Origin of the sequence: Pseudoalteromonas sp. SW0106-04 (assembly GCF_001293805.1) — a bacterium.
Lineage (GTDB): Bacteria > Pseudomonadota > Gammaproteobacteria > Enterobacterales > Alteromonadaceae > Pseudoalteromonas > Pseudoalteromonas ruthenica.
This window is the reverse complement of the sequence record NZ_BCAI01000004.1, coordinates 175785-202002: the sequence shown is the minus strand read 5'-3', so window position 1 is coordinate 202002 and position 26218 is coordinate 175785. Positions and strand designations below refer to the sequence as shown.

General features: G+C 47.0%; 24 protein-coding genes and 1 tRNA gene. 2 read left to right on the top strand and 23 right to left on the bottom strand.

Features of this window, described 5'->3' with window-relative positions; genetic code table 11:
• Positions 1 to 67: 67 nt before the first annotated feature.
• From W04_RS07305 to W04_RS07290, 4 genes are all read right to left on the bottom strand, one after another.
• The gene (locus W04_RS07305; RefSeq protein ID WP_053910349.1) at positions 68 to 433 is read right to left on the bottom strand and encodes a hypothetical protein; all 366 of its coding nucleotides are present in this window, start codon (positions 431 to 433) and stop codon (positions 68 to 70) included.
• A gap of 128 nt (positions 434 to 561) precedes the next feature.
• Positions 562 to 987: a DUF6680 family protein gene (locus W04_RS07300; RefSeq protein WP_053910348.1), complete on the bottom strand. Its 426-nt coding sequence runs from the start codon at positions 985 to 987 to the stop codon at positions 562 to 564.
• Positions 988 to 1455: 468 nt separating this feature from the next.
• Positions 1456 to 2349, bottom strand: a complete 894-nt coding sequence (locus tag W04_RS07295) for a S9 family peptidase (protein ID WP_053910347.1) — start codon at positions 2347 to 2349, stop codon at positions 1456 to 1458.
• Between the two features lie 293 nt (positions 2350 to 2642).
• Positions 2643 to 4268 carry a methyl-accepting chemotaxis protein gene (locus W04_RS07290; RefSeq protein ID WP_053910346.1) on the bottom strand — a complete coding sequence of 542 codons (1626 nt, stop codon included), beginning with the start codon at positions 4266 to 4268 and terminating at the stop codon, positions 2643 to 2645.
• A 226-nt stretch (positions 4269 to 4494) separates the two neighbouring features.
• Between W04_RS07290 and W04_RS07285 the strand changes: the two genes are divergently transcribed.
• The gene (locus W04_RS07285) at positions 4495 to 5574 is read left to right on the top strand and encodes a porin (protein WP_053910345.1); all 1080 of its coding nucleotides are present in this window, start codon (positions 4495 to 4497) and stop codon (positions 5572 to 5574) included.
• 15 nt (positions 5575 to 5589) lie between these two features.
• Positions 5590 to 5994 (top strand): phosphate ABC transporter substrate-binding protein, encoded by a 405-nt coding sequence (locus W04_RS07280; RefSeq protein WP_171036757.1) that lies wholly within the window; start codon positions 5590 to 5592, stop codon positions 5992 to 5994.
• Between the two features lie 68 nt (positions 5995 to 6062).
• Here W04_RS07280 and W04_RS07275 read toward each other — a convergent pair whose 3' ends face one another.
• The 19 genes from W04_RS07275 to glmM form a co-directional block, all read right to left on the bottom strand.
• The gene (locus tag W04_RS07275; RefSeq protein ID WP_022945686.1) at positions 6063 to 6392 is read right to left on the bottom strand and encodes a Na+/H+ antiporter subunit G; all 330 of its coding nucleotides are present in this window, start codon (positions 6390 to 6392) and stop codon (positions 6063 to 6065) included.
• Positions 6393 to 6400: 8 nt separating this feature from the next.
• A complete protein-coding gene (locus W04_RS07270; RefSeq protein WP_022945687.1) occupies positions 6401 to 6670 on the bottom strand; it encodes a K+/H+ antiporter subunit F in 270 nt (89 codons plus the stop codon).
• Positions 6664 to 7200 (bottom strand): Na+/H+ antiporter subunit E, encoded by a 537-nt coding sequence (locus tag W04_RS07265; RefSeq protein ID WP_022945688.1) that lies wholly within the window; start codon positions 7198 to 7200, stop codon positions 6664 to 6666. The genes W04_RS07270 and W04_RS07265 overlap by 7 nt, the downstream gene beginning before the upstream one ends.
• A complete protein-coding gene (locus W04_RS07260) occupies positions 7201 to 8727 on the bottom strand; it encodes a monovalent cation/H+ antiporter subunit D (protein WP_053910343.1) in 1527 nt (508 codons plus the stop codon).
• Positions 8728 to 9066: a Na+/H+ antiporter subunit C gene (locus tag W04_RS07255; protein WP_053910342.1), complete on the bottom strand. Its 339-nt coding sequence runs from the start codon at positions 9064 to 9066 to the stop codon at positions 8728 to 8730.
• Positions 9066 to 11858 (bottom strand): monovalent cation/H+ antiporter subunit A, encoded by a 2793-nt coding sequence (locus W04_RS07250; protein ID WP_022945691.1) that lies wholly within the window; start codon positions 11856 to 11858, stop codon positions 9066 to 9068. Before W04_RS07250 ends, W04_RS07255 begins: the two co-directional genes overlap by 1 nt.
• A 234-nt stretch (positions 11859 to 12092) precedes the next feature.
• Positions 12093 to 13295: a hypothetical protein gene (locus W04_RS07245; RefSeq protein WP_053910341.1), complete on the bottom strand. Its 1203-nt coding sequence runs from the start codon at positions 13293 to 13295 to the stop codon at positions 12093 to 12095.
• A gap of 1 nt (position 13296) precedes the next feature.
• Positions 13297 to 14175: a lipoprotein NlpI gene (gene nlpI, locus W04_RS07240; protein WP_022945693.1), complete on the bottom strand. Its 879-nt coding sequence runs from the start codon at positions 14173 to 14175 to the stop codon at positions 13297 to 13299.
• Between the two features lie 88 nt (positions 14176 to 14263).
• Positions 14264 to 16393, bottom strand: a complete 2130-nt coding sequence (gene pnp / locus W04_RS07235; protein WP_053910340.1) for a polyribonucleotide nucleotidyltransferase — start codon at positions 16391 to 16393, stop codon at positions 14264 to 14266.
• Between the two features lie 264 nt (positions 16394 to 16657).
• Positions 16658 to 16927, bottom strand: a complete 270-nt coding sequence (gene rpsO, locus W04_RS07230; protein ID WP_026111212.1) for a 30S ribosomal protein S15 — start codon at positions 16925 to 16927, stop codon at positions 16658 to 16660.
• 128 nt (positions 16928 to 17055) lie between these two features.
• Positions 17056 to 17991: a tRNA pseudouridine(55) synthase TruB gene (gene truB, locus W04_RS07225; protein ID WP_053910339.1), complete on the bottom strand. Its 936-nt coding sequence runs from the start codon at positions 17989 to 17991 to the stop codon at positions 17056 to 17058.
• 5 nt (positions 17992 to 17996) lie between these two features.
• Positions 17997 to 18386, bottom strand: a complete 390-nt coding sequence (gene rbfA, locus W04_RS07220; RefSeq protein WP_022945696.1) for a 30S ribosome-binding factor RbfA — start codon at positions 18384 to 18386, stop codon at positions 17997 to 17999.
• A 78-nt stretch (positions 18387 to 18464) separates the two neighbouring features.
• Positions 18465 to 21134, bottom strand: coding sequence for a translation initiation factor IF-2 (gene infB, locus W04_RS07215; protein ID WP_053910338.1), 2670 nt, complete (start codon positions 21132 to 21134; stop codon positions 18465 to 18467).
• A 25-nt stretch (positions 21135 to 21159) separates the two neighbouring features.
• A complete protein-coding gene (nusA, locus tag W04_RS07210; RefSeq protein ID WP_022945698.1) occupies positions 21160 to 22659 on the bottom strand; it encodes a transcription termination factor NusA in 1500 nt (499 codons plus the stop codon).
• 39 nt (positions 22660 to 22698) lie between these two features.
• A complete protein-coding gene (rimP, locus tag W04_RS07205; RefSeq protein WP_022945699.1) occupies positions 22699 to 23154 on the bottom strand; it encodes a ribosome maturation factor RimP in 456 nt (151 codons plus the stop codon).
• Positions 23155 to 23596: 442 nt separating this feature from the next.
• Positions 23597 to 23682, bottom strand: a tRNA-Leu gene (locus tag W04_RS07200).
• 8 nt (positions 23683 to 23690) lie between these two features.
• Positions 23691 to 24044: a preprotein translocase subunit SecG gene (secG, locus tag W04_RS07195; protein ID WP_053910337.1), complete on the bottom strand. Its 354-nt coding sequence runs from the start codon at positions 24042 to 24044 to the stop codon at positions 23691 to 23693.
• 6 nt (positions 24045 to 24050) lie between these two features.
• Positions 24051 to 24794: a triose-phosphate isomerase gene (tpiA, locus tag W04_RS07190; RefSeq protein WP_053910336.1), complete on the bottom strand. Its 744-nt coding sequence runs from the start codon at positions 24792 to 24794 to the stop codon at positions 24051 to 24053.
• Positions 24795 to 24874: 80 nt separating this feature from the next.
• On the bottom strand, positions 24875 to 26218 hold the full coding sequence (gene glmM, locus W04_RS07185) for a phosphoglucosamine mutase (protein ID WP_053910335.1): 1344 nt from the start codon (positions 26216 to 26218) through the stop codon (positions 24875 to 24877).

Sequence of the window (26218 nt, the reverse complement as noted above, 5' to 3'; positions counted from 1 at the left end):
CTGCATTACTGCACCAGAGACCGAAGTGAGTGGGGTAAACTCTTTATTATGTGAACTTGCTGAAACATCAACCTTTGTCATGCCCCAAATCCATATAAGCGATTAGGTAACCGTATTGTTTATCGGTGAGCTGCCCTTTTTTGTACATTGATTTCGCTAGGTCAAAGCTCCAGTTTTGACCAGCCGGTGGCGCAGGAATAGATAAGTCTAGATTTAGCAGATTCGTATTGACGACTGTATTTCCAAGTTGAGCAGCCTGTTTGGCACAGTAACTTAGAATGTACTCTACTGCGTATTTGTCTACGCTGGGTTGCCACGTGTATTCAGTTTCGCATCCGTACTTCGTTTCGCCTTCCGGGGTGACATATTCCAACCTGCCTGTCGTGCAACCAATGAGCAAAAAAATAGGAAGTGAAGAAACTAAAAACTTCATTCTAATTCAAATTTCCCCGTTAAAGTAACACCCAAATAAAAGGCACAAACATGGCGGCTATAATCGGAACGAAGTGACACTGACGCCATGTTTTTTCCCAGCAAGCCCGCGAGAGACTTAATTTTTTGTTATACGCCTTGCTTGGCAGATACAGGATTGCCGTTACCGTTAAAAGTTCTTAAGAAGAAGTCATCATTGATATCTTTCGAATGAGTAATGCCAGAATTTTTGCATACCGTTTTCAAAAGAGTAAGTAGCTTATCATCAACGACTTTATCAGAGCGCTGGCCACGTGGAACTTGGAGAATTTCCCAAAAGTTCGTCATTGCTGTCATTACCTCAGGGCAATCGGCATAGACAACAAATATTTCATTCATAGCAATGTTGAACTCATTAGAGGCAAGATTAAATCTTCCTCCAATTAGCTTCTTTGCAGTCTCAATTCGAAGTTTTCTTTTCTCAAGACGCTCATAGAACTTAAAAGAAATAAGTACGCCGAATAAGCCTGAAAGAAGTGATGCAAAGATTGTTACAAAAATAGCTTCCGATGTCATAGATTTTCCTTTGGTGTATAACAACTTATTAGGAGACCTTGCAAGGTAAGATGCCAAGCACCTGTAGACTCATAAGTATTACTGAAAAAATTATCGTAAACCAAACATTAAAGTAAATATTTCCGCAGAGCAAAAGGAATGCAATGCGGTATCGACTGCTAAGCAGTTATTGTCGAAAGTAAGTTCTGGGAGGGTTCTTTTAACTGGGGTAATGTTCTTACCAGCATTTAACAGGCACTCCAAGACTCGCTAGCAAGTGAATATCTGCTTTCGCTCAATCATTGTTAAGTTTAATGACTTTTGGCTGCTGTCAAAAGCGACCATTCATTTCTTTGGCCCCAAAAGTAGGTCAAGCGCCATAATAGATTAATAATGCTCTGCGCCGCGCTGCAATCTGCTGTCGCATTTGAGCCGTTAAGTAGCCATGATCTTGGGTTTTTCCAACTTAGCCGAAACACGAATAGCGGGTTAATTGGAGGCATATTTTTGCTCTATCCAATGTATCGCAATAGCGAGAGGCTCAGCTTTGTTCGTATTGTGTCCAAGCGATGGAAATAAGACATATTCAAAAGGCTTGCCTTGAGCTTTTAGCTCATTTAGTTGCTCCACACACATTTTGACCGGGACCTGTATATCCTGCTCTCCAAAGAGCCACAGCCCAGGTATTGATAGAGAGTCTAGGTAAACTTTCGGATCCGTTGCGTTAAACTCGTATTTATCAGGATCGGTTAGGGTGTGTTCACGGGCCTCTTCATAGCTCTGTGTTTGCCAAAAATCTTCTCTCCCATTTGTGTAGAACTGGAACCTCAGTTGTTCCAAAGTCGTGATAGTAGGACTACTAAAGAGAACCATAAACTCGACCGATTGATTATTAAGTGCGGTAATTGGAATAATCCAGCCAGCTTGACTGGCACCTAGAAGGCCTATGGATAAACTATTGTCATATTCATGAACCACATCTACCGCAGCACTGGCATCTTTGGCAAGCAACGTTAAATTATCAACACTGATATTATTAGTTCCAACTTGAGGCCCAACGTAAACCCCACCAGACTCACCCACCCCACGCTTGTCATAGGTCAAAACCAACAAGTCATGCTTGGCCAGTGACTCTGCTAGCTTCGACATACGTGGAACAGGGTCTGAGCCGTGTACCAGAACGACCGCTGCTTGTGCGTTTTTAGGAATATATATGCTCCCTGATAGTGGTACCCCTTCGCTGTCAAAAACGACCTCTTCAACAGTGATAAGGTCACGCGAATGAGAATTTTCTTCTCCAAGAGCCTGGCTTAGATTTCTACTGTTTGTTGCACAACCTGACGCAAAAATGAGTAAAACTAAAAGATATCCAACGCTTTTCACTTTTTATCCTTAATGGAATTGAACCAACCTTTACAGAGCAAACTTGGTGCCAAATAAAAGTGATTTAATTTCAAAAGGTTAAAGATTCTGCTCTCAGCTGGATTAGTCTAAATGATCGCTAATTGCATGTTTTAACCATTTATTGACCACCCTCATGGATTGCTCAATGCTTGAAAATTCACCCGTTTTGAGTGTTTCTTTTCGCTGTGAGACTAGCAATGCGCAAAGACATCTCAGTAAATGCCTAAAAAAAGGGCGCTATCTAGTAGCGCCCTTACTCACCCTTGATTCACTTATTCCACTTTAAATTTGGCAGTGGCGTCCAACAGGTTGTCAGATAGATAGTGTAAGTTTTTAGCGACATCGCGCACTTCACTGAGCGCTTGCATCGTATCTTCAAAGGAGCGATGCATTGAAGTGACATTATCAACAACCATAGTAGCCACTGAGGTTTGCTCCTCTGTGGCGGCGGCAATTTGCCCGTTCATGGTGTTAATAGACAAAATCTGTTCGGAGATTTGCTCAATCGATTGCCCTGTTTGCTCGGCGGCTTGAGCATTATTACTGGCCATATCCCGCGCTGATGTCATTGCCTTAACAGCATCATTGGCTGCTTCAGTTAAAACGGTAAGCAACTCGCGAATTTCATTGGTGGATTTGGCGGTGCGTGAGGCCAGCTCTCGAACCTCATCGGCGACCACCGCAAAGCCTCGGCCTTGTTCGCCAGCACGGGCAGCCTCGATTGCTGCATTCAATGCCAATAAGTTAGTTTGCTCTGCAATTGAGGTAATAACATTCAGAATCTGGGTTACGTTTTGAGTATCATCCGCCAACTTATTAATCGTGCCTGCGGCGCGGTTGATTTCCTCACTCAGGGTTTGTGATTCACTCACGGATACGCGGATTTGGTCTTTGCTTTGTGCCACCTCTTGCTCGGCAAGTTGCGCTGCGTCGGATGCTTGAGAAGCAGAATGAGAAATATCACCCACACTCTGGCGCATCTCTTCCATCGACTGGCGGACAATTTCTGCATCACTGGTTTGCTGGTTGGTCGCAGACTCTGCTTTTTCCATGCCTTGCACCAAGCGTGTAGAGTTCTCCATCAGCGGTTCAACCACATTCATCACTTCAACCACCGCTTTTTTTAGCAGGGCAATAAATTCATTGAAGTTGATGGAGACTTGGCCAATTTCATCATGAGAACGCACATTGAGCGTGGTCGACAACGATCCCTGTCCCTGTGCCAACAAATGCAAATTTTGCGCGGCATCTTTTGCCGAGTTACCTATACCTCGGGCGATCACCACCGCAAGTAGCACCACAAAAATCACAGAGACCACGGCGACAATTAACATGGTTGTCATTGCTGCGCCTGAGCGGCTTTCAGTTTCGTTTATCAGCTCTAAAAAGCGCGCATTGGCTCGCTCTTCGGCGTTGTTAAAGTCAGTCGTTAGGGAATTGAAAATGTCGGTTTTTTGCTTTGCGTTTTGTTGAATTTTACTGAAGTCCGCCGTGCCATCGATCATCCCCTTGGCGATGCTAGCGGCAATGTTTTTATAATCTTGCAGCCGCTTAGAGGTGTTCGCAGGCATAAAACCGCTTTGGATGCTATTTAGCTTTTCTAAATTATCCGTGATGGTTTGATAGACCTCTTCGGCTTTATCCAACAACTCTGCATCACCAAAGGTGACTGCCTGGGTATAAAGCTCATCAACGCTCTTCAGCGCAGTGGCGTTTTCTGCGGTGATGTTGAGCAAGTTGTAGGTGGAAGTCTCAAGCTCGTTGAGTGATTGCTGATTTGAGCTCATGGCGGAATAGTTGACTAACACAATCACCACAAAAGCCACCACCGCAATGCATGTAATCGCGTGGATTTTTTTAGTAATGCTTAGGTTTGCGAACGAGAAACCCGTATTCATAGTGTACACCTCAGAAAGTAATGCTTATTAGGTATCGGCCAGCTACCTCTAAGTGTTAACCAAATTTAAGAAAATTCTAACTTTTTTTGCTTTTTCTCTCATTTTTATTGGTTCATGCAAAAAACGCCACGGTGGTGGTTGCCTGCTGAATACACAACAAAAAATTTACAAACCTTATATTTGTCTATACTCAAGGAGCACTAAGCACACAACTTAGGAAACAGGTATGAAACTCAAACTATCGTTAATTGCAGTGGCGTTGTCGTTCAGCTCGCAAAGTTTTGCTGATGTCAACGTATCGGGCTTTGTCAGCATAAATGCTGGTAAAGTGCTCAGTGGTGATGGTGTTCCACAATATGGTGTAGAGCCGACTTTTTTAGCCGACTACCCTATTGTTAGTGCTTACACCGATGAAATATCTTTCGAACCCGAGTCGCTATTCGGCCTTCAAGTGAGTGCCGACTTGATGGATGGTCTTAGCGCAACAGGGCAAATAGTTGCTCGCGGTGCCAATGATTTTGATGCTGAGTTCGAGTGGGCCTACTTGTCTTATGAGCTCAATGAAAATTGGACTTTGCAAGGGGGGAAGAAGCGCCTACCACTATTCTACTACTCGGATTTCTATGATGTTGGTTATGCCTATGTATGGATGCGGCCTCCTGCCGATAATTACACCTGGCAAATATTCAATTACAACGGCCTTAACTTGCTATACAACGGTTATGTTGGCGACTGGTCCATCAGCGGTAATATTTATGGTGGCCGTGAAGACGACGAGAGCAACAAGCTGCTCAGCGAGTTTTTCTTCCAAGAGCCAACCAGAGAAATATGGAAAGATATCATTGGCGGCGTAATTCAAGCGAGTAACGACTGGTTTGAAATACGGGCTACACACATGCGCTATACCAATGAGCGTTATCGCAGTGGCAATATCGTTGTTTGGGAAGATGGGGATACCGAACGCGACGGTAAGTTTTATGGTCTCGCCTTGAACCTCGACTTTGGCGACGCCTTTGTATTAACAGAGCTTAACCGCCTCGACCTCGATGGCAACCTCGACACCTATATGATCAGCGCTGGCTACCGCTTTGATGGCATCACACCCTATGTGAGTTATTCTGAGTTTGATCAAGAAGGCGATGGTGATACCGAGCAGCACAACACCACATCGGTGGGTGTAAGGTGGGACTTCCACCCGTCCGCTGCATTTAAAGTGCAATTCGATAAAGTTGAAGATGATTCTTTTGACTTAGCGGTTGCGGGTGACAGTGAGTCGATCACCATCGGTGTTGACGCGGTATTCTAAATGAGGAGCACAATTATGTATAAGATCGCATTTTTGTTCACGCTATTAAGCTCATCAGTCGCTCTGGCTGATGTGGCCGTTATCGTTCACCCCAGTAATGGCAGTGATATCAATAAGGACACGGTGGAGCGTATCTTTATTGGCAAAGAGAAATCGTTCTCCAATGGCAATAAAGCAATTCCCATTAGCCAAGCCAGCGGTGCCACCGCCGATGAATTTAATCAAAAAGTACTGAATAAGTCCTCTGGACAACTTAAGGCTTATTGGTCAAAACTCGTGTTTACAGGAAAGGGCACACCGCCTAAAGAGGTGGATAACGATGCAGAAGTGATTCAGTTAGTCAGCTCAAACCCCGATACCATCGGCTTTGTTGATGCTGGCAGCGTCACAGATGCTGTTAAAGTGGTCACCACTTTCTAACGGATATTCTAAGCGTCGATATAACAACGGGGCGTTTTTCGCCCCGTTTTCATTGCTCATATTGTTACTTAGTCGTCTTCTATTTTATCCAACCCTTTGGTATCTTCTCTCGCTTTTAAATCGTGGTGAATAGCCGATTTGATAAGCATATAACCTGTGATGGGGGCGGTGATCAGCAAAAATATAGAAATAAGAATCTCTTTGATGTTCACTTCACCATTGGTAACACTAAAGTAAACATTGGCGGCAATAAGTAGCGATGCCATCCCTAAGGTGGTGGCCTTCGTTGGGCCATGTAAACGCATAAAGAAATCCGGCATTTTTACCAGACCAATAGAACCAATTAAAATAAACGCGCCGCCAGCAAGTAAGAACGCGGCAATTATCCACTCAAACATACCCTCTCCTACTCAATGATATCGCCACGTAGTAAATATTTACATACTGCGACAGTGCTGACAAAACCAAGCATGGCAATAAGCAGCGCAGCTTCAAAGTAAATCTGTGTTTGCATACCGATACCATACAAAATAATCAACGCGATGGTATTAATGTACATGGTATCGAGTGCCAAGATACGATCAGGGATAGAAGGGCCGACAATCAAGCGCCACAAATTGAGCACCAGTGACACGCCAATCATCGCAAACACGATAAGTAAAACATGTTCTAACATTGAAAAATCTCCTTCAACGGCGCTTCGTAACGGCTTTTAATGGAGTTAATCAGCTCCTGTTCGTCTCCCATATCAAGCACATGGATCAGCAAGAAGCGTTGTTCAGGCTCTTGTCCTTGTGGCAGAGACTCTGGGATCGGATACACCTCAGCGCTGACCGTGCCGGGAGTTAACGACACAGTGCTCGCAAGCATAGTGATAGGTAAATCATGTTTCAAATCTAACGGCACTTTAATAAACCCAGGACGCAAACGCTTGCTTGGGCCCAGTATTTTTATCGCTACTTCAACATTCGCAGTGATAATGTCCCACAGCACGATAAGCAGCTGCTTGAATGCCAAGCCGGGGCGCAATATTAACGGCTGAGGCTTGCGAAATGGTGCGATAGACAGCGGAATAACAATAGCCAGTACCGCCCCTAAAATTAAATGGCCCGGCGATACGCTGTTGTTAAGCAACAGCCAAACCGCAAACAATAATATGGTGCGAAACGGGGTGGGTAACCACTTATATTTTGCTTGTAAACGCATTTATTGCCCCTTAGCCAACGCAAAGACAGTATCAACTGCGACTTGAGTATTATGCAATGTTGCTGCTGCATGCTGGCTCACTTCGGTCAGTGGTGCAGCGAACACTGTCATTAGTACTGGCACTGCAAGCATCAATAGCACCGCGAAGCTTCGGCGTTTGCCAGCGTATACGGCATCTTCAAATTGTTCATCTTGCTGTGGGTTGTCATGCCAAAATAGGCTCGTTCCAGCTCGCGACAAAGCCACAAGGGTTGCCAAACTGACAATCAGGTATATGGGCCAGAACACCCAGGCAACGTTGCTTTCCCAAGCCGCATCCAGTAACCATAATTTAGCGATAAAGCCAGAAAGTGGTGGCAAACCGGCCAAGGCAATGGCGCACAGCACAAAGCAGATACCGAGTAGCTTAGGCTCGGCAACACTGCGGCTATTCACCAGCCTATCTTGCACTTTACCACGCTGTAAGCCAATCAAGTCCGCGACTAAGAACATTGCCGCACAGCCCACTGTTGAGTGCAGTAAATAATAGATTGCCACAGCCGTGGCCTGCTCATTATTCAGAGCCACCATGGCCACTAAGGTGCCCACCGAAACAATGACTAAATTTGCCGTTAGCCGACGTAAATCTTCCGAAGCTAACACGCCAACAGCCCCAACCACTAAGGTGACCAGCGCTAGAGGCCATAACCAAGTGGTGGCCATACCGCTGAGCTCGCCAGCATTATCACCGAAGATCATGGTGAACACGCGCATCATGGCGTAAATACCGACCTTGGTCATAACCGCAAATTGCGCTGCTACCGCAGGCATTGCACGGCTATAAGTTGCCGCTAACCACAAATGTAATGGCAATAAGGCGGCCTTCAGGGCGAAGACAATAAGCAGCAACAAACCACCTATTTTAGCCAAGTAAATATCATCGCCCTGTAGCTGAGCTACTTTAGTGGCTAAGTCCGCCATATTCAGCGTACCGAGTACCCCATAAAGAATCCCTAAGGCAATGAGGAAGATACTCGAGCCCACTAAGTTAAGCACCACGTAGTGCAGCGCGGCTTTGGTGGTCTGTTTATCCGTTTTATGCATTAGCAAGGCATAGGAAGCAATCAGTAGCACTTCAAAAAAGACGAACAGGTTAAATAAATCCCCGGTTAAGAAGGCACCATTCACACCCATAAGCAAGAAGTGCGTAAGTGGATGATAGAAGCTGCCTTTTTTATCATCACCGCGACTGGCGTAAATGGTGGTAACCAAGGTTAGGAAACTTGTTAGGATAGTCAGTAGCACCGCCAACGGATCGGCGTATAAAACGATGCCAAATGGTGGCTGCCAAGTACCAATCGCATACACAATCGGTCCGCCTTGCAGCAGTTGCTGCAATAATACCGTGCTCGCTATTAACGTAAGCAATGCCATAAACATCGCTGTCCAGCGGCGAATAATGAGGTTTTTACCACAAGGCGGGAGCAGTAAAATAATCCCCGCAAGTAAAGGCAGTAGGATAGGTAAAGTGATCAAATGCTGCATCAACTATGACCCCTTTTTCGAGCGCGGTTGACCATCCACGTGGTCATTACCTAAGTCCGCGCGACCACGAATAGCCAAGATCACTACAAACGCGGTCATAGCAAAACCAATCACTATGGCGGTCAATACTAACGCCTGAGGCAGCGGATCGGCATACCCTGTAGACTGACCCAACACTGGCGCCTTATTGATTTGTAGACGCCCTGAGGAGAACAAAAATAGGTTCACCGCGTAAGAGAGCATGGTAAGCCCGAGCACCACAGGGAAAGTGCGCGCTCGTAAAATAAGATACACTCCGCAGGCCACTAATAGACCTACACAGCTTGCATATAAGAGTTCCATTAGAGGTTGACCTTTTCTTTCGGTGTTTCTGCTGTCAATTTACCTAGGCTTGCCAAAATCATCAAAGTGGCACCTACCACAGTGAGATAGACCCCTAGGTCGAAAATCATTGCGCTGGCAAGCTCGGTTTTGCCCACCAACGGAATATCAAAATAATCAAACCAGCTGGTTAGGAAGTTACGCCCAAACAGCCAGCTTCCCATGCCCGTCAGTGTAGCAATGGCTAACCCTGAGGCTATCACCTTGCGATAATTGATATCCATGCGCGCACGTATCCAATTCGAACCATTGGCCATGTATTGCAAGATAAAGGCGATGGAAGTGACCAAGCCAGCTATAAAACCACCACCCGGTAAGTTGTGACCACGCAAGAAAATATACACAGACACCATAATGGCCAGCGGCAGCAAACTTTGCGAGATACTCGCCAACAATAGCGGGTGACGTTCGCGAGCCCAAGGGCGCCCTTCACTGTCTGATGCTGGCATAAACAATGGCAGATTAAGTAATAACTTGTAGATACCCAGCGCTGCGATACCCAGTACAGTAATTTCACCGAGAGTATCAAAGCCACGGAAGTCTACGAGGATAACGTTGACAACGTTGGTACCGCCGCCACCCGTTTTGGCATTGGCAACAAAGAATTGCGAGATGCTCTCGTGTGGGCGTGTGAGCACCGCATAACAAATACTGCCGATAACGATGCCAATGGCACTACTGATCCCTAAATCTCGCAAGATACGAATGGAGCTTGATTCCTTTGGCGTGCGTTGCGGTAAGAAAAACAGCGCTAACATCAATAGCATCACCGTGACTACTTCCACAGTAAGCTGAGTGAGGGCCAAGTCAGGCGCAGAGAAACGACTGAAGGCCACTGAGGTCATCAACCCCACCACCGAAATCATGATAAGGGCCACCATACGCGAGCGGTGCCATACCAAGGTGGCAAGTGCACCAATCATGAGCAAAGCCGCGCCAATGGCATTATGAGCATCAATATCGCTCAGGCCTTTAGACCCAGCCAGCGTATGCATTTCAAATAATGGCAGACCGGCAAGAACCAGTGCCGAAAGCAATAAAATAAAGACATAGCGCTGCAAAGAGCCATTTTCAATACGCAGAACTTGCTCACGTGACCAAGTCATCACCTGTTGGATACCGGCGTCGAATGCCCTTTTCGCATTAACACTGGGTAGCGAGGCTTGGAACTGGAACAAATATTTGCGTTGAGAATAGATAAACAAACCACCGGCAACTGCCACCGCACTCATAAATAGCGGTAGGTTAAAACCGTGCCAAATAGCCAGTTTGTAATCCGGTGCATCACCAGCTAAAACTGCATTGGAAGCAACCGATAAAATAGGGTCCACCACAAAGGCTGGGAACAAACCTACAAGCACACACATGGCAACCAACACTTCAATGGGCACGCGCATATAACGCGGCGCTTCATGAGGATCCTTAGGCAGGTCTTTGGGCTCACCATTGAAAAATACATCGTGAATAAAACGCGCCGAATAAGCCACTGACAACGCCCCGGCTACCGTCGCCAACACCGGAATTAACCATGACATGGACCCCAGCATTTGCTGGTGTAAAGTCTCAGCAAAGAACATCTCTTTTGATAAAAAGCCGTTCAGAAGCGGCACACCGGCCATGGACGCCGCCGCCACCATTGCTAAGGTTGCGGTATAGGGCATATAGCGCCACATACCGTTTAATTTTCGCATATCTCGGGTACCGGTTTCATGATCGATAATCCCGGTAGCCATAAACAGTGATGCTTTAAAAATAGCGTGATTAATAATGTGGAAAATCGCCGCAACTGTCGCCAGCTGCGTATCCAGGCCCAGGAGCAAGGTAATAAGACCCAAATGACTGATGGTCGAGTATGCCAACAAGCCCTTTAAGTCGTGTTTGAATAAAGCAATGTAAGCACCTACTAACAAGGTTGTCAGGCCGGTTACACCAACAATAATGAACCATAGCTCGGTGCCTGCCAGTGCGGGATAAAAGCGGGCTAACAGAAAAATTCCGGCTTTAACCATCGTTGCCGAATGTAAGTAGGCGCTGACTGGCGTAGGTGCCGCCATCGCGTGCGGCAACCAAAAGTGAAAGGGAAACTGCGCAGATTTGGTAAACGCCCCTAGCAACACCAACACCAAGATAACCGGATACCAGGACGATGACTTGATCACCTCGGCACTTTGTAGAATAACGTCAAGCTCGTAACTGCCCACTAACTGGCCAATGAGCACTAAGCCCGCCAACAGGGCCAGACCGCCAGCGCCGGTAATAGCCAATGCCATACGTGCGCCTTTACGTGCTTCAGGTTTATGGGACCAGTAGCTGATCAATAAAAACGAGCTAATACTGGTGAGCTCCCAGAAGAACCACATTTGAATAATATTATTCGCCGTGACAATGCCTAGCATGGCTGTCATAAACAGCATTAAGTAGGCATAAAGCTTAGGCATGGAGTCATTCTCACTAAGGTAGTAGCGAGCATAAAGAATAACCAGCAAACCGATACACAGGATCAGCAAGCAAAACAGCAGGGCTAACCCGTCCAGACGGAAAGACAAGTTCACGCCTAATTCAGGTATCCAGGGTAAGCTGGAATAGAGGGTTTCACCCGCCAACACATCGGGGGCTAAACTCAATACTAGGGCTAAGCCTAAAATGGGCATTATTGCGGTGATAATCGCACTTTGATTGCGCGATAATTTACCAGTAAAACTCGCAAGTAAACTGCCTATAAGGGATAACAGGGGTATCCACAGCAAAGTCATAGTTTGTGAACCTTTATTATGGTCGCTGAACCTTCAAACAACCTTCTTATAATCAACTCCAGCATCGGGTTTGCTTCCGTGTGCTAAGTTCCTCAACTAGGGTTAGTATAGCGCCAATTAAACATTAATAATTAGTCAGTTATACTGTTGTGCTCACTCTTTGTCTAGCCTAGATGCGGCTATTCGCCTAAAACTTGGGCTGAGATTAACACCTCACTAACCTTGCTTACAAATCTAGTTGTCAGCTTGGTTAATAGTTGTACGGCCTTCACCTGCTCCATGGGTGGCAAGTGGGTGGCGTTGTAGCCAGATTGGTAGCGCACTTAGGCGATGAAAATAATCTTGATAGCGCAGTAATTCATCGCTGTGTTGGCGCAATTGTTTCACCCAAAGGCGACGATACAAAGGCGATAAGCCAACCTCTGAGTGTTGCATAATGCTGATTTGCTCAGTGGGTTTATAGCCACGTCCATTGTTGCAAAAATCGCTTTTATACCAACCAGAAGGCCTTATATCATCGACATAAAGGTTAGCATAGATTTGCCCTTTGTCTGTGCATGCGTGTTGTTGTGCCTCAGGCCCCGGATATTCATCCGTGAACCCGGCAAAGTGCATGAGTTCGTGTAAAAACACATGATAAGGCGCCTCTGTGCTTAATTGCATGACTCCTGCTTGGACATTGGCGCGCCCCTGCTTGGTCATCATAACAATGAAATCAAACCCCGAGGGTAGTCGTGATGGCTGCTCTGCCAAGGGCTGCCAATTGCAGCGCGCATAGCCCCCCCTACCCGACGTGCAAGCAAGCTGACTGCCCATGTAAACAGGCTTAGATAAACACATCAGCCCCAGCTGCGGCTCTGCTTTTGCGAGGTATCGTTCACGCAATTGTTTTAACCTCTCAATGCCTTGCGCGTGATCTGCCAATAATAAAATATTGTAATCACATTGGCGTGCCTCAATTGCTCCTAAGCGCACTTCAAAATCATGATGCTGCGCATAGTCAGCGGTAATTCGACTGGGCGCCACACCTTGGTGCATCAGTAGAGGCTGAGCAACCTCCTCACTAAGCGCACGATGTTGTGAGATGGTCGTGAGCGAGTGCCATTGCTCATTAAGGAGTAGCCGCTTGGTAAGTTGCTGCCACTGCACAGCTTGGGTGTCGTTTTGATGTGATAACGCCGCCTGCCAATACGGCGTAGCATCCTCTATACGGTGGTCATTGAGTAACTTGACGGCCAGGGCCAGTTGCGCTGGCGCCACACTCTGCCCTGCCAACACTCGCAGCTGTACCTGATTAAGTGATTGATAGTCGATACTGTGTGGCTGATAGCGATGCCAATAACCTAGGTAACTGGCAGAGTTTGCAGCTAGATGGGAAGCTAAATGAGGGGAGAAACTGCTGCTGGCACAAAGTAGTAGTGCCAGCAGTATAATCACACTAGTGCGCACCCTCGCCTGCCATTAAGCTCAGCTCCAAACGGGCGTACTTATATTCAACAAACTCGTACACATTAGTCGATAACGCCAATTTAAAGTAGTCACTGGCCAAGGCCGTATTGCCTTCAGCTTGGTGACGCTTGGCAATATAGAAATACGCCTCACACAATCGCTCAGCATACTCTTGGTGCGACTCGACGCCCTCGCTCAAGGTGTTTAACAGAGCTTTTTCATCAATATCGCCATTGTAATAAGCGACCAACTGATAGGCCCAATTCTGTGGGTCTAACGCTTGCGCCATTTTAGCTAAATTGGCTTTTGCTTGTTGCGCGTCGTTTGCACTTTGCGCTAAATAAAGCCACAGCACACGGTAGGGATCGTCTGGCGCAAAATCTAAAAAGGCTTGTAAGTCGTCACTGGCCAGTTTAGGGCGCTCGCCATAATAAAGGGCGATGCCTCGGTTTAAGTATGCATATTCATGCTCAGCGTTAAGCTCCAATACCGAGTCGAACATTTCGTAAGCTTTGCCGTATTGCTGCATTAGGGTGTGATGAATGCCTAGGAAGTTATAGACCTCGGCTAAATCAGGCTTAAGTTTTACCGCGCGGTTAAAGTCAATGCGCGCCAAGGTACTGAGCCCTAAGCTATCAAACAGTACGCCTCGGTCATAATAAAGCTGCGCTTGTTGCTCATTAGGAAGTTCAGCTTGCTCAATGAGCTCGGTATAACGAGCAATGGCAATTTCGCTGCGAAAATCACTGGGCAGAGGCGCTGTAAATGGCACTGCAACTAAATACTGAGGCTCTTGGGAAGTGGATTGGCAACCAGCCAACACAGCGGCTAGTGCGCCTGCAATAATGAGCGAAATGGGTTTTCTCAACGTCCTGCACCTATATTCAACGGCTATAGATTTTCATTAAACCACAAAAAAGGGGGCTAAACAGCCCCCTTTTACATCAGATTAATGCTTATTCAGCGCTTTTTGACTCTTCTGCGTTTGCAGCTGGTTTTTCTTGCGCTTCTTTGATACTCAAGCGAACGCGGCCTTGGCGGTCTACTTCTAGTACCTTAACTTTAACTTCTTGACCAACGCTAAGGTGATCAGTCACGTTATTAACACGCTCTTCGCTGATTTGTGAAATGTGTACCAAACCATCTTTGCCTGGCAATACATTAACAAACGCACCGAAGTCGACGATACGAACTACTTTACCTTCGTAGATAGTGCCTACTTCAAGCTCTGCTGTTAACTGCTCTACGCGAGCGATTGCAGCGCGTGCGCTTTCACCATCAGTGGCTGCGATCTTAACCGTACCGTCATCATCGATTTCGATAGTAGTGCCAGTTTCTTCAGTTAACGCACGGATTGTTGCACCGCCTTTACCAATTACGTCAGCAATTTTCTTCGGTGGAATGTTCACCGTGTAAATGCGTGGTGCGTAATCTGAAAGCTCAGCTGCTGGTGAAGAAATGGCTTCATCCATCACGCCAAGAATATGCAAACGGGCAGCTTGTGCTTGGTTAAGCGCAATTTGCATGATTTCTTTAGTGATACCTTCAATCTTGATATCCATTTGCAATGCAGTGATACCTTCAGAAGTACCGGCTACTTTAAAGTCCATGTCACCTAGGTGGTCTTCGTCACCTAAGATGTCAGAAAGAACAACAAAGTTGTCGCCTTCTTTAACAAGACCCATAGCAATACCCGCTACAGACGCCTTAGTTGGTACACCGGCATTCATTAGCGCCAACGAAGTACCACATACCGAGGCCATTGAAGATGAACCGTTCGATTCAGTGATTTCTGATACTACACGGATTGAGTAAGGGAATTCTTCAAGCGTAGGAAGAACAGCCGCAATACCACGCTTCGCAAGGTTACCATGGCCAATTTCACGACGCTTAGGTGAACCTACAAAGCCTGTTTCGCCAACACAGAATGGAGGGAAGTTGTAGTGCAACATGAAGCGGTTAGTTGAGGTACCCGTAATGGCATCAATCATCTGTGCGTCACGTTCTGTACCAAGCGTTGCGGTAACAAGTGCCTGAGTTTCACCACGGGTGAAGATAGCGCTGCCGTGCGTACGTGCAAGCACACCGGTTTTAACATCTAGAGCACGGATCATCTCAGGAGTACGGCCATCAATACGTTTTTCACCGGCAATGATGCGCCCACGTACGATTTTCTTCTCAAGTGAACCGAATACACCCGATACTTCTTGCTCATCTAAGCTTTCGTCTTCACCCAACTCAGCGCTAAGCTTCTCGATTACTTCCGCTTTTGCTGCGCTTAGCGCATCTTTACGCGCTACCTTGTCAGTGATGTGATACGCTTCACCGATTTTCGCTTCCGCGATGGCAGCCACTTTCTCAGCTAGCGACTCGTCTTTCGCTGGCGCGGTCCAATCCCATACAGGCTTGCCCGCTTCGCTAGCAAATTCGTTAATCGCAGTAATAATGGCTTGTGACTGCTCATGACCGTAAACCACGGCGCCTAGCATCACGTCTTCTGGCAATGTTTCAGCTTCCGACTCAACCATCAGTACCGCGTTGTCAGTACCAGCAACAACAAGGTCTAGCTTACTTTCGTTTAGCTCAGTAAGTGTTGGGTTAAGGACATATTGACCGTCGATAAAGCCGACACGAGACGCACCGATTGGACCATTGAATGGAATACCCGAAAGCGCAAGCGCCGCTGAAGTACCAATCAGCGCTACGATATCTGGTTGAATTTCAGGGTCTACTGAAACAACGGTTGCGATAACTTGCACTTCGTTCACAAAGCCATCAGGGAACAGTGGACGGATTGGACGGTCAATCAAGCGCGCGATCAGTGTCTCGCCGTCTGATGGACGACCTTCACGCTTCAAGAAACCACCTGGGATACGACCCGCTGCGTACATTTTTTCAATGTAGTTAACAGTCAGAGGGAAGAAGTCTTGACCTGGGTTTGCTTCACGCTTACCAACCACAGTCACAAGTACCGAGGTGTCGCCAATGCTAGCAAGTACGGCACCGTCTGCTTGACGCGCAATAGCACCCGTTTCTAGCGTTACAGTGTGTTCACCGTATTGAAATTCTTTAATAATTGGTTGCACTTAATTATTTCCTTTAAGTTGCATTTAGCCCTACTTAATCATCCTAAGCAGACTAAAGTTTGGTTTTCTCAAGCACCTTACCAATTACAGTAAATAACCACACTCACGCTGGAATGCCTTTATTTACTACAATTGGCAATATGGTGCCATCTTAGCCGACGGCCATACATTGCCCTACCGACTTAGACAGGGCCTAGTATACTCGCCAAAAGCACACAAAAAAAGGGGCTAGATAGCCCCTTTTTGTAAACTGATTTCAAAGAATTAGCGACGTAGGCCAAGTTCTTGAATTAGTGCAGTGTAACGCTCGATGCTTTTACCTTTTAGGTAGTTAAGCAAGTTACGGCGTTGGCTTACTTTGCGAAGCAGACCACGACGTGAGTGGTTGTCTTGCTTGTGGTTAGCAAAGTGGCCTTGAAGCTTGTTGATATCGTGAGTTAGCAAAGCTACTTGTACTTCAGGTGAACCTGTGTCGCCTTCAGCGCGTGCGAATTTTGCGATGATATCTGCTTTTTCTTGGTTGCTTAGTGACATAAATAACTCCAAAAAATGAGTGTTTTAATACGGTAAGAGCCGATCACTAATCCAGCCCCACCAAATGAGCGAGCTATTTTAACAATTTACGCGAGAACTACAAGCGCTTTATAGGGTGCGCCGCTTCCCTAGCTGTTAATTGCTACAGCACGTTTGGCCTTTAAGTGGCCGTGTTGGTTACGCTCACCAACGCCTAGAAAGCGTGTTTTGCAGCGCACCGCACATACCGGCGCAACCGGCTCGGTGACAACCACAGTTTGCCCGTGGGCAAAGGCAGTGGCCTGTTGTTCGTCAAGCTCAATGCTTGGTAAATCTTGCACCGCAGTATCCATGGGCAACAACAAGGGGTCGAGTACCTCTGCCGGGGCGATATCTTTGGCTTTAGCATCATCAAGTAGCTGCTGCAACGTCTCTAACGTCACCATTTTTTCTGCCGGATAGTGACCTACCTTAGAGCGATGAAGCATAATCACATGGGCACCACATCCCAGTAGCTCACCTAAGTCATCAACAATCGTACGTATATAGGTGCCTTTGGATACGTGCGCGGTCATTTGTATCTCGTTGCGCTCACTGTCGAACTCATCTAAGGTCAAACTGTAAACATGAATACGGCGACATTTACGCGGTACTTCAATGCCTTCACGGGCATATTTATACAGTGGTTGGCCTTGGTATTTCAGTGCCGAGTACATCGACGGATACTGATCCGACTCCCCAATAAAACTGGCAACCTGTTCACGTAAATCCGCTTCACAGACATTCACTGCACGGGTTTGCACAATTTCACCATCGGCGTCGGAGGTGGTCGTGCGCTCGCCGAGTTTAGCCCGAACCACATAGGTTTTGTCGGTGTCGAGTAAAAACTGTGAAAACTTGGTCGCTTCACCGAAGCACACCGGTAACATACCCGTAGCAAGAGGGTCTAACGCGCCAGTGTGGCCCGCTTTTTGCGCAAAGAAAATACCTTTTGCTTGTTGTAACGCGCGGTTACTGGAGATCCCTTGCGGCTTATTAACCAACAATACGCCATCGACCGGGCGGCCTTTTGTCCGTCTGGCCATAGCGCTTACTCTTCTTCGTCGCTGTTATTGCGCTTATCTTGATCTTCACGCATTACGGTATCGACCAAGTTAGAAATACGCATCCCTTCGAGCAGCGAGTTATCGATCACAAAACGCAATTCAGGGATAATGCGGGCACGAATACGCTTGCCTAACAAAGAACGAATGTAGCCGCTAGCGTCATTCAAAATACGCATGCTTTGTTTCGCTTTAGTGTCGTCATCTTGGTTAAAGACGGTGACAAAAATTTTGGCGTACGACAAATCACGGGATACTTCCACCGCAGAGACCGTCACCATGCCGAGACGCGGGTCTTTCACTTCCCGCTGGATGATCACGGCAATTTCTTTTTGGATTTGCTGCGCTACGCGCTCTGTGCGAGAAAATTCTCTCATTTCCACCACTTCTATTGATTACACAATGCACAAATGGGGGCACAAGGCCCCCATACTTTTTATGACTAACTGTGAGGTTTACAGCGAGCGTTGTACTTCAACGACTTCGAATACCTCAATTTGGTCACCGACCTTAACGTCATTATAGTTCTTAACGCCGATACCACATTCCATACCGTTACGAACTTCTTGAACGTCATCTTTGAATCGACGTAGCGACTCAAGCTCACCTTCATAGATAACGACGTTATCACGAAGAACGCGAATTGGGTTAGAACGTTTAACCACACCTTCGGTTACCATACACCCAGCGACAGAGCCAATCTTCGGTGCCTTAAATACATCACGTACTTCGGCAAGACCGATGATTTCCTGCTTGAATTCAGGCTGTAGCATACCAGTCATGGCTTGCTTCACTTCCTCAATCAGGTCATAGATAACACTGTAGTAACGCAGGTCAATGCTTTCGCTTTCAATCACTTTACGCGCTGAGGCGTCAGCACGAACGTTAAAGCCAACGACAATCGCATTTGATGCGGCGGCAAGTGATGCATCAGTCTCGGTGATACCACCAACACCGCTACCCACGATTTTCACTTTAACTTCTTCAGTAGAAAGCTTAGTCAGTGAATCAGCAATGGCTTCGATAGAACCTTGAACGTCGGCCTTAAGGACAATGTTCACTTCGCTCACGTCACCTTCAGACATATTGCTAAACATGTTTTCCAGTTTCGCTTTTTGCTGACGAGCAAGTTTCACTTCGCGGAATTTGCCTTGACGATAAAGCGCTACTTCACGCGCTTTACGCTCATCGCGTACTACAGTGGCTTCGTCACCGGCTGCAGGCACACCAGAGAGACCTAAAATCTCGACTGGAATTGACGGGCCCGCTTCTTTGATTTCTTTACCATTCTCATCGCGCATTGCACGAACACGGCCATATTCAAGACCACAAAGAACGATATCGCCTTGCTTAAGCATACCTTCTTGAACAAGAACGGTTGCCACAGGACCACGACCTTTATCTAGACGTGATTCAATCACCACACCCGAGGCCATACCTTCAGGAATTGCGGTCAGCTCAAGGATTTCTGACTGCATCAAGACAGCTTCAAGAAGCTCATCAACACCTTCACCCGTTTTCGCTGAGATATGAACGAACTGCGTTTCGCCGCCCCACTCTTCTGGGATAACATCTAACGCTGCAAGCTCATTCTTAACGCGATCTGGGTCCGCGCCTTCTTTATCGATTTTGTTCACCGCAACAATCAACGGTACTTCTGCTGCTTTAGCGTGCTGTACTGCTTCTTTGGTTTGCGGCATTACACCATCGTCGGCAGCAACAACAAGGATAACGATATCCGTTGCTTTTGCACCCCGTGCACGCATTGAAGTAAAGGCCGCGTGTCCTGGTGTATCTAGGAAGGTGATCATGCCGTTGTCGGTATCAACGTGGTAAGCACCAATGTGCTGGGTAATACCGCCAGCCTCACCCGATGCCACTTTGGCTTTACGGATGTAGTCAAGCGTCGAGGTTTTACCGTGGTCAACGTGACCCATTACGGTTACAACCGGTGCACGCGATTCAGCCTGACCGCCTTCAGAGCGATCGCTCAGTACGCGCTCTTCAAGCTCATTTTCTTTGGTGATCACTACTTTGTGACCCATTTCCTCGGCCACCAGTTGTGCTGTTTCCTGATCGATAACTTGGTTAATGGTTACCATGTCACCCATCTTCATCATGGTTTTCACCACTTCAGCGCCTTTCACCGCCATACGTGATGCCAACTCAGCAACGGTGATGGTTTCACCAATGCGTACTTCCGCTTTTTTATCCGCTACCGGCTTTTTAAAGCCATGCTGTAAAGACGTAGGCGCTTTGAGCTTACCTTTCTTGCCTTTAAGCTTAGCTGGAGCCTCGGTTTTACCCTTTGGCTTTTTCTTTTTACGACGTGCACTTTTCTCTTCGCGCGCGTCTGATTCGTCCTCTGCTTCACGGGCATAGGTCGAGGTTGTGAGGTGATGGTCCGCTGTTTCCTCGCGGCGCTTACGCTCCTCTTCTTCTTTCTTCCAACGCGCTTCGTTTTCTTCCGCTAGACGGCGGGCTTCTTCGGCTTGACGTTTCGCTTCTTCTTCGGCTTTCTTCAATGCTGCCTCTTCTGCTTCTTTCTGTAAGCGCTCAGCTTCTTCACGTTCTTTCTGAGTTTGCTCCTCGTCCTTTGCAGAATCATGACTGTCTTTGCGCTGTGCTTCAGCTTTACGCTTCGCTTCTTCTTTAGCCTTACGCTCAGCTTCTTGTTTCGCTTTGCGTTCAGCCTCTTCTTTTGCTTTGCGTTCGGCTTCTTCTTTGGCCTTACGCTCTGCTTCTTCTTTGGCCTTTGCCTCGGCCTCTTTACGCGCTTGCTCCTCTGCTTCTAAACGAGCTTGCTCCTGCTGCTCCTCTAGCGCGCTCTTTTTCACGTAGGTGCGCTTTTTGCGCACTTCTACTTGTACGGCTTTCGCCTTACCCGTTGAACCTGTCACGCTGAGCGTACTTTTCTTCTTACGCTGCAGGGTCATGCGCTCGGGGCCAGTTGAACCCGCACCGCCGTGTTGCTTCGACAAGTGATCGAGTAGTTGTGCTTTTTCTGACTCAGAGACATGGTCGTCAGCGCCTTTTTTAATACCGGCACTGTCTAATTGCTGGAGCAATTTATCAACAGTTGTACCAATGTCCTCGGCCAGTTTTGCTACACTTACTTCTGCCATATTCTTTGTTACCTCCGTTAATAAATTACTCGTCACCGAACCAGCAAACGTTACGCGCGGCCATAATCAGGTCGCCCGCTTCCTGCTCGGAAAGCTCGGTAATTTCAACTAGTTCATCAATGCCTTGCTCAGCTAGATCTTCTAAAGTAATCACCCCTTTACTTGCCATGACAAAGGCAAGGTGGCGATCAAGTCCTTCAAGATTCAATAAGTCTTCAGCTGGCTCAGCACCTTCTAGCGATTCTTCGTCTTTCAACGCTTTCGTTGTTAATGCATCTTTAGCGCGGTTACGTAGCTCTTCAACAGTCTCTTCATCAAGACCATCAATTTCTAGGAACTCGCTAGTAGGTACATAGGCCACTTCTTCAAGCGTTGAGAAGCCCTCGCCGATTAATAATTCAGCGAAGTCGTCGTCAATATCCAACCCTTCAGTGAATAGGTTGATAAGTTTGTCTGATTCTTCACGGTTTTTAGATTCCATATCTTCAACCGTCATCACGTTCAGTTCCCAACCAGTAAGCTGGCTCGCTAAACGCACGTTTTGTCCGTTACGGCCAATGGCCTGTGCGAGATTATCGGCCTCAACAGCAATATCCATTGAGCGCGAATCTTCGTCCATAACAATGGATGCGACCTCAGCAGGTGCCATCGCATTAATAACGAATTGTGCGGGGTTATCATCGTATAACACGATGTCCACGCGCTCGCCGCCAAGCTCTGTAGAGACAGCTTGCACACGCGCACCTCGCATACCGACACATGCACCCACAGGGTCAATGCGCTTATCATTCGATTTTACTGCAATTTTGGCACGTGAACCTGGGTCACGCGCTGCTGAGCGTAGCTCGATCATTTCTTCGCCAATCTCTGGCACCTCAATGCGGAATAGTTCCATCAGCATCTCAGGTTTAGAGCGAGTGACGAACAATTGCGCGCCGCGCGCTTCGGGGCGCACTGCATAGAGTAAACCACGAACACGGTCACCTGGGCGGAAGTTTTCGCGCGGTAACATATCTTCACGATAAATGACGGCTTCGGCATTGTTGCCTAAATCAAGCACGATGGCGTCGCGGCTGGCTTTTTTCACCACGCCAGTGACTAACTCACCTTCTTGATCTTTATACGCTTCAACCACTAAGGCGCGTTCTGCTTCACGCACTTTTTGGACGATAACTTGCTTCGCCATTTGCGTGGTAATACGGTCAAACTTAATAGATTCAATCTGTTCTTCAACAAAATCACCAAGCTGGATTTCAGGCTCTTCTACCTGCGCCGCTTCTAGGGTAATCTCGCGGTATGGGTGTTCTAGGCTGCCATCTTCTAGCGCCTCAGCCACCTGCCAACGACGGAACGTATCGTATTCACCGGTTTTGCGGTCGATAGATACACGCACATCGATATCACCGTCATGTTTTTTCTTTGTTGCGGTCGCTAGTGCGAACTCTAATGCTTCAAAAATTTTCTCTTTGGGGACCGCTTTTTCATTGGAAACGGCTTCCGCCACCAATAGGATTTCTTTTGCCATAGGTATTGCCTCGCTTGCCCTATTCCTTTCGCACTGAAATTAAAATTTGGCGATGATATTGGCACGCTCAACGTTGCTGATCATCAACATAAACTCTTGATTATCAACGTTGATAGTGACCATATCACCATTAACTGCTACTAAGTCGCCCTTAAAATTACGGCGACCATCTTGTGGAAGCTTGGTACGCAAGCGTACTTCTTCACCCACTGCTTGTTGGTAATGTTCTGGTTTGAACAGTGGACGATCAACGCCTGGCGATGACACTTCCAAGTCGTATTCGTTGGTAATGGGGTCTTCTACATCGAGAATCGCGCTCACCTGTCGACTTACATCTGCACAATTATCCACAGTAATGCCATCTGGATGGTCGATATACACACGTAATGTGGAATGGCGACCCGCTTGAATAAATTCAAGCCCCAGTAGCTCGAAGTCTAAGGCTTCAACTGCCGGTGTTAACATGTCAGTTAATGTTTGCTCGAGCTTTGTCACGAAACTCCTCCATAGAAACAAAAAAAGGGCTTAAGCCCCATTTTTCAAGTACAGATACAACAACGCCCCGAACCAAGCGGGGCGTCACACCGGAGATATTCGTAGTACGAAGATCTCCTGATCTTCTGAGCGGCCTAGGGCCAAGCTTGGCTGCGGGCTATATCTGCACGATAAAAACCGCTGCGACGTTTAGCAAAGTTGCCTTGGCTAAACGCAAAACGCGCATTACTAAGAATGCGCGAACATCAAATAAAACAAAGCCAACGTAAAGACAACCTTGTTTGAAAATCTGCTGCATGAGAGATACGGCTGCATCACCTCATTCGTGGCGACTATTATAGAGGTAAGGTTTATATTTAGCAACCACCTAGCATGACTAAAGGCCAGTATTAACAAGGCCTTTACAATAAAAAAGCCAAGCATCTGCTTGGCTTTTTTAATTTGGTGCCGTGGGCGGGACTTGAACCCGCACGAGCATAGCTCACCACCCCCTCAAGATGGCGTGTCTACCAATTCCACCACCACGGCTTAATTTTTTAGTTTGGCACGTCTGGATTCGTGCTCTTAGGCTCTTCTACTGGTACATCAGATGCTTCTTCAGTCACCGTCTGTGCAGCAGGTGCTGATTCTAGGTTTTCCCACTCGTCGGTCTTTTTAATTTGACCCGCAGTTAGGTTACCTAGCACGATGCTTAGCACAAAGAAGATAGTTGCTAATACTGTGGTTGTCTTAGTCATAAAGTTACCAGCACCTGACGAACCGAAAACGGTTGCCGATGCACCTGCACCAAATGAAGACCCCATATCAGCGCCTTTACCTTGTTGAATTAGCACGAAACCAACCAGTGCAATTGCAACAATCAAATAAATTACTAATAGAATTTCGTACATTTAATATTATCCTTTTGCACTTTCACAGATGCTGACAAAAGCGCCTGTTTTTAGACTTGCACCGCCGATAAGGCCGCCGTCTATATCTTGTTGTGCAAATAATTCTTCACTATTCTTTTCGTTTACGCTACCGCCATACAATATGCGTAAGCCTTGTGATAGGCCCTGATCTTGCTGGGCAATTTTATCACGAATAAACTGGTGTATGTCTTGAGCTTGCTGCGGCGATGCAGTTTTACCTGTGCCTATAGCCCAAACCGGCTCGTATGCTATCACAGATTGTGATAATGCAGCCACACCTAATTTTTGGATTACCGCGTCAATTTGAGCACTAATCACTGATTCTGTTTCACCCTGTTCACGTTGCTGCTCGGTCTCTCCGACACACAGCACAGGGATAAGGCCCTGCTGTTGCGCCATAGCAAACTTATTTGCTACGTCTTCGTCAGACTCACCAAAAACATGGCGACGCTCAGAGTGCCCAACTAAGGTGTAAGTGACACCTAGCTGTTTAGCCAGGGCCGCTTGGGTTTCCCCGGTGTAAGCGCCCGCTTCATATTCAGACACAGTCTGCACACCCGTTTGCAAGCCTAATTTCACAGCTTCTGCTGCTAATAGGGCGGGAACAAACAGTGCCACATCGACTTCTTGGCTATTAATATCTTCTAAAACATTAGCCATTTCATTAAGCAATGTTTGAGAACCATTTAACTTCCAATTACCAGCCACTAAAGGCTTACGTGATGCCATGTTTTACTCCATGTCTGAAAGCGGACGAGATAGTACCCCGAGTCATTTCAACTTACAAGTAGTTATTTATGCAAACTTGTTTAACTGCTCACACTTTCAACAACTTGCGCTATTTTACTACTTAAATCCAGTACTTGTTTTTCATGCTCGGCTTCAACCATCACACGAACCACCGGCTCGGTACCCGATTTACGTAGCAGCACCCGCCCTTTACCGGCGAGTTCCTGTTCAACCTCAGCGACAACCTGTTGCACAGTGGCTGCTTGTGTTGGGTCACTACCCGGTGCATAGCGCACGTTAATCATATTCATGGGATATTTAACAAACCCTTGCCCTAAATCGCGCAATGTTTTGTTCGTCGTGACCATAGCCGCAAGTACTTGTAAGCTGGAAATAATACCGTCACCGGTGCTGATTAAATCTAAGTTCAGCACGTGGCCTGAACTTTCACCGCCGATTTTCCACCCTTTTTGCTTTAATAGTTCCATCACATAACGGTCACCCACTTTCGAGCGAGCAAAGTCTATTCCTTTCTCTTTAAGGGCATTTTCAAGACCCATGTTGGACATCACCGTACCTACCACGCCACCACCAAGCTCTCCTTGATGGTGCAGTGCGCTGGCAATGATGTAAACGATATCATCGCCATCAAACACTTGTCCTTTGTGGTCGACCATCATCACCCGATCGCCGTCACCGTCATAAGCAATCCCTACATCGGCCTGCTCTTCAAGCACTTTGCGTTTCAGTGCGGATACATCGGTGGCGCCACACTCAGCATTTATATTCAAGCCATTCGGCTGACAAGCATAAGGGATCACCTCTGCACCCAGCTCTTGCATAACTGCAGGCGCAATGTGATAGGTTGCGCCATTGGCACAATCGAGGACTATTTTAAGCCCCTCTAAAGAATGGCCTTGCGGGAACTGGCCTTTACAAAATTCAATATAGCGGCCATCTGCACTTACCAGACGTCGCGCTTTACCCAGCTTTTCAGAAGGCACACAGGTCATATCACTGTCGAGCATGGCTTCTATTTCAAGTTCAATATCGTCGGCTAGTTTAAGGCCATCGCTGGAGAAAAACTTAATACCGTTATCGTGATAAGGGTTGTGTGAAGCACTTATGACAATGCCCGCTTCCGCTCTAAAGGTTTGCGTTAAATAAGCAACCGCTGGTGTTGGCATTGGACCAAGTAAGACGACATCAATGCCCGCTGCGATAAGCCCGGCCTCTAAAGAGGTCTCAAGTAAGTAACCGGAAATGCGGGTGTCTTTGCCGATAATAACTTTCCTCGTTCCCGTTTTAGAGAGAACTTTACCAGCCGCCCAGCCTAGTTTAAGAGCAAATTCTGGCGTTATCGGGTATTCACCAACCTGACCTCGCACGCCATCGGTGCCAAAATATTTACGTGTTGTACTCAT

Bases quoted from the DNA above. Each gene is read 5' to 3' on its own strand.
- W04_RS07305 (WP_053910349.1), bottom strand. From the start codon at position 433: ATGAAGTTTTTAGTTTCTTCACTTCCTATTTTTTTGCTCATTGGTTGC.
- W04_RS07300 (WP_053910348.1), bottom strand. From the start codon at position 987: ATGACATCGGAAGCTATTTTTGTAACAATCTTTGCATCACTTCTTTCA.
- W04_RS07290 (WP_053910346.1), bottom strand. From the start codon at position 4,268: ATGAATACGGGTTTCTCGTTCGCAAACCTAAGCATTACTAAAAAAATC.
- W04_RS07285 (WP_053910345.1), top strand. From the start codon at position 4,495: ATGAAACTCAAACTATCGTTAATTGCAGTGGCGTTGTCGTTCAGCTCG.
- W04_RS07280 (WP_171036757.1), top strand. From the start codon at position 5,590: ATGTATAAGATCGCATTTTTGTTCACGCTATTAAGCTCATCAGTCGCT.
- W04_RS07275 (WP_022945686.1), bottom strand. From the start codon at position 6,392: ATGTTTGAGTGGATAATTGCCGCGTTCTTACTTGCTGGCGGCGCGTTT.
- W04_RS07270 (WP_022945687.1), bottom strand. From the start codon at position 6,670: ATGTTAGAACATGTTTTACTTATCGTGTTTGCGATGATTGGCGTGTCA.
- W04_RS07265 (WP_022945688.1), bottom strand. From the start codon at position 7,200: ATGCGTTTACAAGCAAAATATAAGTGGTTACCCACCCCGTTTCGCACC.
- W04_RS07255 (WP_053910342.1), bottom strand. From the start codon at position 9,066: ATGGAACTCTTATATGCAAGCTGTGTAGGTCTATTAGTGGCCTGCGGA.
- W04_RS07250 (WP_022945691.1), bottom strand. From the start codon at position 11,858: ATGACTTTGCTGTGGATACCCCTGTTATCCCTTATAGGCAGTTTACTT.
- rpsO (WP_026111212.1), bottom strand. From the start codon at position 16,927: ATGTCACTAAGCAACCAAGAAAAAGCAGATATCATCGCAAAATTCGCA.
- truB (WP_053910339.1), bottom strand. From the start codon at position 17,991: ATGGCCAGACGGACAAAAGGCCGCCCGGTCGATGGCGTATTGTTGGTT.
- rbfA (WP_022945696.1), bottom strand. From the start codon at position 18,386: ATGAGAGAATTTTCTCGCACAGAGCGCGTAGCGCAGCAAATCCAAAAA.
- infB (WP_053910338.1), bottom strand. From the start codon at position 21,134: ATGGCAGAAGTAAGTGTAGCAAAACTGGCCGAGGACATTGGTACAACT.
- nusA (WP_022945698.1), bottom strand. From the start codon at position 22,659: ATGGCAAAAGAAATCCTATTGGTGGCGGAAGCCGTTTCCAATGAAAAA.
- secG (WP_053910337.1), bottom strand. From the start codon at position 24,044: ATGTACGAAATTCTATTAGTAATTTATTTGATTGTTGCAATTGCACTG.
- tpiA (WP_053910336.1), bottom strand. From the start codon at position 24,794: ATGGCATCACGTAAGCCTTTAGTGGCTGGTAATTGGAAGTTAAATGGT.
- glmM (WP_053910335.1), bottom strand. From the start codon at position 26,218: ATGAGTACAACACGTAAATATTTTGGCACCGATGGCGTGCGAGGTCAG.